Below are 9,269 nucleotides of genomic sequence, written 5' to 3'. Positions count from 1 at the left end.
ACTTTCATCTTCCGATAATACGCGGTATTAGCGACAGTTTCCCGTCGTTATCCCCCTCCATAAGCCAGATTCCCAAGCATTACTCACCCGTCCGCCACTCGTCAGCAAGAAAGCAAGCTTTCTCCTGTTACCGTTCGACTTGCATGTGTTAAGCCTGCCGCCAGCGTTCAATCTGAGCCATGATCAAACTCTTCAATTCAAGTTCAATCGCTCAATAAACTGCTTAGCTATAAATAAAACACTACTTAAAAAAAGTAATGATGAATTTTCAGTTAAGCACCTATTAAGACTTCAAAATTAAAAAATAGTTTTAAAACAAGTCAATCAACAAGTGCCCACACAGATTGTCTGATACATTGTTAAAGAGCAAAAAATAACGACGCACTTGGAAACTTAAAAAAATTCACAACAGTGCGTCGTTGTGTGCGGTGCATTATAGGGATTTTCAAATCCCTTGCAAGTACTTTTTGTAAAAATTTTTGAAAAGCTCGACCGTTTGTTGAAAATACATACGTAAAATACATAATTCCGCCAACAAACGGTTGATTTTTGATCTCAATTTATAAATTAAAGTTTACTTAGATCAACCAAAGCCTCTGGTTTAATATCGGCAATAGTACGATTGCTGGTTAATGTCATCGCTACGTGCATCTCTTTTTTGAAAATGTCGAGCATATTTTCAACACCTTGACGACCTGCTGCCCCTAAAGCATAAACAAATGCTCGACCTAACATTGTTGCATCTGCCCCTAATGCCAACATACGGACTATGTCTAAACCATTGCGAATACCTGAATCGGCAATAATTTTAATATCCCCTTTCACTGCATCGGCAATCGGTGGCAACGCTCTTGCACTTGAAAGCACGCCATCTAACTGACGGCCACCGTGATTTGAAACGACAATTCCATCAGCACCGAAACGCACCGCATCTTTCGCATCTTCAGGATCAAGAATGCCTTTAATGACCATTGGACCTTCCCAAAACTCACGGATCCACTCTAAATCTTTCCACGAAATTGATGGATCAAAGTTTTCTGTTAGCCAGCCAATATAGTCATCTAAACCTATTTGTCTACCCATATAAGTTGAAACATTACCCAAGGTGTGCGGTTTGCCTTTGATACCCACATCATACGCCCAGAATGGGTGTGTAAAGCCTTGCAATACACGACGAATTTCTTTGTAGGGGCCGCTCATACCTGAGTGCATATCACGATAACGCGCACCTGGAGTAGGCATATCGACCGTAAACACTAAAGTAGAACAGCCTGCTGCTTTCGCACGCTCAAGTGCGTTTTTCATAAAACCACGATCTTTTAACACATAAAGCTGAAACCACATTGGACGCTTAATCGCAGGGGCGACTTCTTCAATTGGACAAATTGATACTGTTGAAAGGGTAAACGGCACACCTTTATTATCTGCCGCTTGTGCTGCTTGTACTTCTCCACGGCGTGCATACATTCCGCACGCCCCAACTGGTGCAAGAATAGTTGGCATTGAAAGTTTTTCACCAAATAATTCTATACTAGTATCCAATTCAGACATATCTTTTAAGACACGTTGTCTTAAAGCAATATTTTCCAAATCACTCACATTACGCGCAAGTGTTTGCTCGGCATAAGAACCGCCATCGGCATAGTGGAACATAAAGGGAGGAACACGGCGGCGTGCCGCTTCACGATAATCGCTAGCTGATGAAATAATCATTTTTACCTCTTATTCAATAAAATAGTGAGAAACCTGAGAGGCATTATAACACTATTTTAACAAATTCAATAAAAATCATAATTATTTTGAGAACTAGATCACAATTTATTTTAAAAAAGTGACATATAGAAATGATATAAGTAGAAAAATCACCTATAAAATTAGGAAAAATTGTGAATTTATCAATATCACACAATTAATCTATTAACTTTTAATCTATTTTGATTACTTCCAAAGATTCAAATCCCCATAGATGTAAAGCTTTTTTAAATTGAGATTCTTCGGGAAAATGTGCGGTGCAAAACATTTGATTATATTTTTCATTTTGCGCTTGTAGATTTTTATCATCAAGTAAATATTTGATCCGTTTAGCAATTGCTGCGCTCGGATCCATAAAATATTTAACTTGTGGCAAGAACAACTGAATTTCATCTTTGATGAGAGGAAAGTGAGTACAACCTAAAACTAATGTATCCAAATCTGCCATGCCTGCCCACGGAGATAATTCATCTTTTAAGCTAATGAGATCAACGGAATGACCACGAATTTTTTGCTCCGCAATTTCGACTAATTTTGTCGTTCCTAGTCTCTCAACAATACAATCTTGCGCAAATTTATCAATCAACTCATCGACATAATGACGCTTTATAGTCCCTTTTGTTGCCAATAAACCAATATGTTTTGTCTTTGTTATTTCTGATGCAGGTTTAATAGCGGGTACAGTCCCAATGATAGGAATATCAAAAGCAGCTCGCAACGGCGGAAGCACAACAGTACTCGCTGTATTGCAAGCTATCACGATTGCATCTAATGGATAACGTTGATTAATAAGCTGACACGCCGCTAAAGTGCGGTGAATAATACTTTCTTCTTTGCGTTCTGAATAAGGAAAACCGGCATTATCAAAACAATAGAGATAACGCCAATTTGGTAATAGTTTTTTGGCTTCACGGTATACGCTAAACCCACCCACTCCAGAGTCAAAAAAAAGTACAGTTGGGCGTTTTTCTTTTTTATCCATTTAAAACTCTTTGAAAATTGACCGCACTTTTAAGCGTTCGAGTAAATCTCTTTATTATTTAACCAACGACGAATCAGACTTTCTGCTAGATCTGGGTATTTTTGGATAAGTGATTTCGCATAATGTTGCACCGTTGGTATCATTTTTCTATCTCGCATTAAATTTGCTATTCGCAATTCAGCAATTCCCGTTTGTTTCGTTCCAAGTACTTCACCTGGCCCACGAATTTCTAAATCTTTTTCCGAAATAACAAACCCATCTTGGCTATCTCGTAGTACTTGCAAACGTTTTTGCGAAACTTTGCCGAGCGGAGGTTTATACATTAGTACACAAAAAGAAGCCGTGCTGCCTCGACCGACGCGCCCTCGTAACTGATGAAGTTGCGATAAACCTAAACGCTCTGCATTTTCAATAATCATCAAACTCGCATTAGGCACATCAACCCCCACTTCGATGACTGTCGTTGCCACCAATAAATCCAATTCTGCATTTTTAAAACGCATCATGACATCTTGTTTTTCTTGGGGTTTCATGCGCCCGTGCACTAAACCAATATTTAACATCGGTAACGCTTTCGTTAAATCTTCCCAAATCGCTTCAGCTGCTTGAGCTTCTAACACCTCTGATTCATCAATTAACGTACACACCCAATAGGCTTGACGTTTTTCATTAACACAAGCGTTTTTTACACGCATCACAATTTCAGCTCGACGTTCTTCAGAAACCACTACGGTTGTTATCGGCGTACGACCTGGAGGCAATTCATCAATAATTGATGTATCCAAATCTGCATATACGGTCATTGCCAACGTTCTTGGAATCGGTGTTGCCGTCATAATTAACTGATGGGGATAAAATCCTGCTTTTTCGCCTTTTTCACGCAACATTAATCGTTGATGCACCCCAAAACGATGTTGTTCATCAATAATCACCAATGCTAAGTCGGAAAACTCGACTTCTTCTTGGAATAAAGCATGCGTCCCCACCACCATTTGCACCGCACCAGTTTTGATTTTTTCAAGCTCTGCTTGTCTTGATTTTCCTTTTACTTTACCTGCCAACCAGCCAACTTCAATACCGAAAGGCTCAAACCACCGTCTAAAATTATTCGCATGCTGTTCTGCAAGAATTTCTGTTGGCGCCATTAAGGCGACTTGTTTGCCATTATCAATTGCAGTTAAAGCAGCCAATGCGGCAACCAATGTTTTTCCCGAGCCCACATCGCCTTGCACTAAGCGCATCATCGGATAATCTTTGATAAGATCTTGTTCAATATCGGACACTACTCGCTTTTGCGCATTAGTTGGTTGAAATGGCAAGGTGGCTAAAAATCGCTGTTTCAAATCTGTTTGATAATGTAGCGGTAAGGCAGAAAATTGTTGCGTTCCTAACCGCACTTTTTGCATAGCTAAATTATGTGCCAGAAGCTCTTCAAAAATTAATCGTTGTTGTGCAGGATGCTTACCTTGCTCTAACATTTCTAATGAAATATCTGGCGGCGGACGATGCAATAATCGCAATGCCTCTTTTAAGCTATATTGATGTGGATTAAATTCATTAGGCAAAATTTCTGCAATCTGAACTTTGTCGAGTAATGCCAAAGCCTGATCCGTTAATTTTCGTAATGAATTTTGTTTTAGCCCTTCCGTCGTGGAATAAATCGGCGTTAGGGTTTCTTCCAATACTATGGGCGCATAGTCTCGCACAATTTGATATTCTGGATGATGAATTTCTGGCATATGGCGACCACGTTTCACTTCGCCAAAGGCCTTTACTCGCACACCTGCTTGAAAACTATTACGCATTCCCACATTAAAATTGAAAAAACGTAACATAATTTTCGATGTGCCGTCTGACAAACTTACCGATAAAATCGGGCGACGGCCAAAAGCGACTTCACAGGTTTGTACAATTCCTTCAATGGTAAAATATTGTTCGGGGCGAAGATTAGCGATTGGCGTAATTCGCGTACGATCTTCATAGCGAATAGGTAAATGAAAGAGTAAATCCTGCAGGTTATGAATGCCGATTTTAGCCAGTTTATTAGAAATGGCAGCCCCCACACCAGAAAGGCTGGTCAAAGGCACGGCATCGAGAAGTTCAAGGCTCATAGCTCATTAATATTTCGTTTGACATTAACGACGCCAGTGATGCCTTTAATACGATGAACGATATTGGCAAGGTGTTTGATATCTTTTACACAAACCTGCAAAATCACAAGCAATAAATTGTTCTCTAATTCTTCCGTCCAAATATTTTGGAGACTGCTTTCGCTAGCTGAAATTGCGGTCATTAAACTAAGCAAGGCATTCTGCTCATTCAATATTTCTATTTGTAATTCAGCCTCAAAATTCACCGCACTTTGAACGTTATCCCATTTAGCCAACGATTGACGACAAGCATTTTTCAAACTTGCACAATGTTGATGGTGTACCACAACTGTATTTTTTTCTGTACAACATCCCACAATAGGATCACCTAGGATTGGATGGCAACATTGAGCAAATTGTGTTTTACCCACTTGCATTGGTGCAATAGTGAGTATTTTTGATTCAAATTCGAGATTCTTAGTATTAGCAGATTCTAACGGCACGCCCACAAATTGATGCGCAATCATGGAGGCTGACTGATTACCTAAACCAATTTCTCGTAATAATTCATCTAAAGAAGAAAGGGCTAAAGCATCTAATACAGTTCTAATTTGTTGAATAGAAAAATCACCTAAATTATGCGGCTGTAATGCTACATTAAGCTCAACTTCGCCTAATTTCACCGCATCCTCTTCACAACGCTGTTTGAGATAATGGCGAATCCGTGTTTTCGCACGAGCCGTTACCACAAAATTTAACCATGCGACTTCAGGATGCGCATTTGGATCAGTAATGATATTGACTGTTTGCCCTGATTCAAGGGCTTTTGAAAGTGGATAAGGTTTATGCTCAACGGTTACGCCAACACAAGTATTCCCCACATCTGAATGCACAGCATAAGCAAAATCTACTGCTGTTGCGCCCATTGGCAATTCAACAATTCGACCTTTTGGCGTAAAAACATAAATTTCTTTCGGGAAAAACTCTGATTTTACATTCTCAATAAACTCAAACGAATTACCTACACTTTGTTGAATTTCGACCAAACTTTGCAACCAGCGTTGTACGCGGATTTGTGCGGTTGTACTATCGTTTTTACCATTTTCTTTATAAACCCAATGCGCAGTAATGCCCATTTCAGCGACTTGTTCCATATCCTCAGTATGGATATGAACTTCTACGGGAACACCTTTCGGCCCAATCATTGAAGTTTGCAAAGATTGATAGCCATTTGCTTTAGGTACCGCAATATAATCCTTAACTCGGCCTGGACGTGGCTTATAAAGATTATGCATTTGCCCCAAAACGCGATAACAATCATCAACATTTTTCACAATCACACGGAACGCATAAATATCCATAATAGAGTGGAATTCTTGATCCTTTATGCGCATTTTTTGATAGATCTCGTAAAGATGTTTTTCACGTCCCCACACTCGGGCAAAAATGCCTGCGTTTTCTAACCGCACTTTAATCTCTTGTGAAATACGTTCGATTAAATCTTGTCGATTACTCCGCGCCACATCAACGAGTTTTTTTAACACCTCATAACGATGTGGATGCATTGCTTGAAAAGATAAGTCTTCTAATTCATTTTTGATATGCTCAATACCTAAACGATGAGCAAGCGGACAATAGATTTCAAGCGTTTCTTTCGCAATACGGCGACGTTTATCTGGTCGTAACGAACCAAGCGTGCGCATATTATGCGTGCGGTCAGCAAGCTTGATTAACACAACACGAATATCGCGCGTCATCGCCAAAATCATTTTGCGAAAATTCTCGACTTGTGCTTCTTGGCGAGTACGAAATTTCAACTTATCGAGTTTTGATACACCGTCCACAATTTCAGCCACACTGGCACCGAACTCTTCTTTCAGTTGTTCTTCCGTATAAGGTGTATCTTCAATAACATCGTGCAAAAGCGCAGCCATTACCGCTTCGTGATCTAAGTGAAGTTGAGCAATAATGGAGGCTACCGCCACAGGATGGGTAATGTAAGGTTCGCCGCTGGAGCGAAATTGTCCTTCGTGCGCATCTCTTGCAATCACAAACGCACGCTTGATGAGTTCAATTTTATCTGCGGGCAAATACCCTTGAATAATTCGATCTAAATCCGCAAACAGTTCCAAAGGAGACCTACTTATCGTTGAAAGAGAAAGTGCAGTTAAAATATCGTGATTTTTTACCGCACTTTTAAAATATTATTCTGTAATTAATGCAACAGCTGCTTCTTCCGTTTCTTGCACTTTCGCCATTTTTTGGAATTCTTGTGCATCCATAATATCTTGATTAATCAAACCTTTTTCGATTTCACGTAATGCGATTACTGTTGGTTTGTCATTATCTTCTGGCACTAACGGCACACTTTGGTTAAGTTGTAATTGTCTTGCACGACGTGCAGCCGTTAAAATTAAATCAAAACGGTTACCAATTTTTTCTACCGCATCTTGCACAGTAACACGAGCCATAATTTACTCCGATTTGTCAAAAATTACTCTATTGAAAGGGCGTTATAATACTCAATTTCGCCCTATTTTGCTAGTAGCTGTTGAATTAACATTGCATTTTGTTTTTGTTGATAATCTTTAGTTAAGCGTTCCGATTGCAAAATACTTTGTAAATCTTTTAATGTTTTCTCAAAATCATCATTCACAATGACATAATCATATTCGTCATAATGCGAAATTTCACTTATCGCTTTTGACATTCGTTCGGCAATAACCTCTTCACTATCTTGCCCACGACCAATTAAACGACGCTCTAATTCAGGCAATGAAGGCGGTAAAATAAAAATGCTTTTAACACTAGGAACTTTTTTGCGGATTTGTTGGGCGCCTTGCCAATCAATATCTAAAAATACATCAATGCCTTTTGCTAAATTTTCTTCAATCGCAGGTAAAGAGGTTCCATAATAATTGCCACCAAAAACTTTAGCATATTCTAGAAATAAATCTTGCTCAATGAGTGATTCAAACTCTTCTTTTGATACAAAATAATAGTGTACGCCTTCAACTTCACCTGGGCGTGGGGCACGGGTCGTATGTGACACAGAAACCATTTTTTGAGTTGAGCTATCTGATGCCAATAACGCTGAAATTAATGAAGATTTTCCTGCGCCACTTGGTGCAGATAAAATATAAAGATTACCTTGAGACATAGAATATTTAACCTTCTCTAACAACTTCAGTCTATTATGCAGATTTCTCTATAAAAAATCATCAAAAGTGCGGTGATTTTTTACGGTACTTTTTCATTCTAATGATGATTTGATATAGATCACAAAAAAGTAGTAGGGTTTATAGTTTTATAAAAATGCTCGTGCTATACTCTGTGCGTTGTCTTACTGAGTGAGCAGTATTACTCAAAGCAAACAGATTTGTTTAACTTAAATAAAAGGTGAAAATCTTATGGCAATTAAAATTGGTATCAATGGTTTTGGTCGTATCGGCCGTATCGTATTCCGTGCAGCACAACACCGTGATGACATTGAAGTTGTAGGTATTAACGACTTAATCGACGTTGAATACATGGCTTATATGTTGAAATATGATTCAACTCACGGTCGTTTCGACGGCACTGTTGAAGTGAAAGATGGTAACTTAGTGGTTAATGGTAAAACTATCCGTGTCACTGCAGAACGTGATCCAGCAAACTTAAACTGGGGTGCAATCGGTGTTGATATCGCTGTTGAAGCGACTGGTTTATTCTTAACTGATGAAACTGCTCGTAAACACATCACTGCAGGCGCGAAAAAAGTTGTATTAACTGGCCCATCTAAAGATACAACCCCTATGTTCGTTCGTGGTGTAAACTTCAACGCATACGCAGGTCAAGATATCGTTTCTAACGCATCTTGTACAACAAACTGTTTAGCTCCTTTAGCACGTGTTGTTCATGAAACTTTCGGTATCAAAGATGGTTTAATGACCACTGTTCACGCAACGACTGCAACTCAAAAAACTGTGGATGGTCCATCAGCTAAAGACTGGCGCGGCGGCCGCGGTGCATCACAAAACATCATTCCATCTTCAACAGGTGCAGCGAAAGCAGTAGGTAAAGTATTACCTGCATTAAACGGTAAATTAACTGGTATGGCTTTCCGTGTTCCAACTCCAAACGTATCTGTTGTTGACTTAACTGTTAACCTTGAAAAACCAGCTTCTTACGATGCAATCAAACAAGCAATCAAAGATGCAGCTGAAGGTAAAACTTTCAATGGCGAATTAAAAGGCGTATTAGGTTACACTGAAGATGCAGTTGTTTCTACTGACTTCAACGGTTGTGCTTTAACTTCTGTATTTGATGCAGACGCTGGTATCGCATTAACTGATTCTTTCGTTAAATTAGTATCTTGGTACGATAACGAAACTGGTTACTCAAACAAAGTATTAGACTTAGTAGCTCATATCTACAACTACAAAGGCTAATTAAAACTTTGAAAA

General features: G+C 39.2%; 7 protein-coding genes and 1 rRNA gene. 1 reads left to right on the top strand and 7 read right to left on the bottom strand.

What is annotated here, in order from left to right:
* The 7 genes from DV356_RS08080 to gmk form a co-directional block, all read right to left on the bottom strand.
* A 16S ribosomal RNA gene (locus tag DV356_RS08080) occupies positions 1-199 on the bottom strand; the annotation flags it as partial.
* Between the two features lie 368 nt (positions 200-567).
* Positions 568-1,713: an FMN-dependent L-lactate dehydrogenase LldD gene (gene lldD / locus DV356_RS08075; RefSeq protein ID WP_005671721.1), complete on the bottom strand. Its 1,146-nt coding sequence runs from the start codon at positions 1,711-1,713 to the stop codon at positions 568-570.
* A 211-nt stretch (positions 1,714-1,924) separates the two neighbouring features.
* Complete coding sequence (gene murI / locus DV356_RS08070; protein ID WP_112119529.1) at positions 1,925-2,734, bottom strand: glutamate racemase; 810 nt, start codon at positions 2,732-2,734, stop codon at positions 1,925-1,927.
* Positions 2,735-2,763: 29 nt separating this feature from the next.
* Positions 2,764-4,845: an ATP-dependent DNA helicase RecG gene (gene recG, locus DV356_RS08065; protein WP_118806798.1), complete on the bottom strand. Its 2,082-nt coding sequence runs from the start codon at positions 4,843-4,845 to the stop codon at positions 2,764-2,766.
* Positions 4,842-6,956: a bifunctional GTP diphosphokinase/guanosine-3',5'-bis pyrophosphate 3'-pyrophosphohydrolase gene (gene spoT, locus DV356_RS08060; RefSeq protein WP_118806797.1), complete on the bottom strand. Its 2,115-nt coding sequence runs from the start codon at positions 6,954-6,956 to the stop codon at positions 4,842-4,844. Before spoT ends, recG begins: the two co-directional genes overlap by 4 nt.
* A 72-nt stretch (positions 6,957-7,028) precedes the next feature.
* Complete coding sequence (gene rpoZ, locus DV356_RS08055; protein ID WP_005649900.1) at positions 7,029-7,295, bottom strand: DNA-directed RNA polymerase subunit omega; 267 nt, start codon at positions 7,293-7,295, stop codon at positions 7,029-7,031.
* A 62-nt stretch (positions 7,296-7,357) separates the two neighbouring features.
* Complete coding sequence (gene gmk, locus DV356_RS08050; protein WP_005649899.1) at positions 7,358-7,984, bottom strand: guanylate kinase; 627 nt, start codon at positions 7,982-7,984, stop codon at positions 7,358-7,360.
* 250 nt (positions 7,985-8,234) lie between these two features.
* Here gmk and gap point away from each other — a divergent pair, with 250 nt between their 5' ends.
* Positions 8,235-9,254, top strand: a complete 1,020-nt coding sequence (gap, locus tag DV356_RS08045) for a type I glyceraldehyde-3-phosphate dehydrogenase (protein WP_118806796.1) — start codon at positions 8,235-8,237, stop codon at positions 9,252-9,254.
* Positions 9,255-9,269 lie beyond the last annotated feature (15 nt).

Origin of the sequence: Haemophilus influenzae (assembly GCF_003494325.1) — a bacterium.
GTDB lineage: Bacteria > Pseudomonadota > Gammaproteobacteria > Enterobacterales > Pasteurellaceae > Haemophilus > Haemophilus influenzae_I.
Note: the sequence above shows the minus strand (reverse complement) of the source record. Positions and strands in the feature narration are given on the sequence as shown.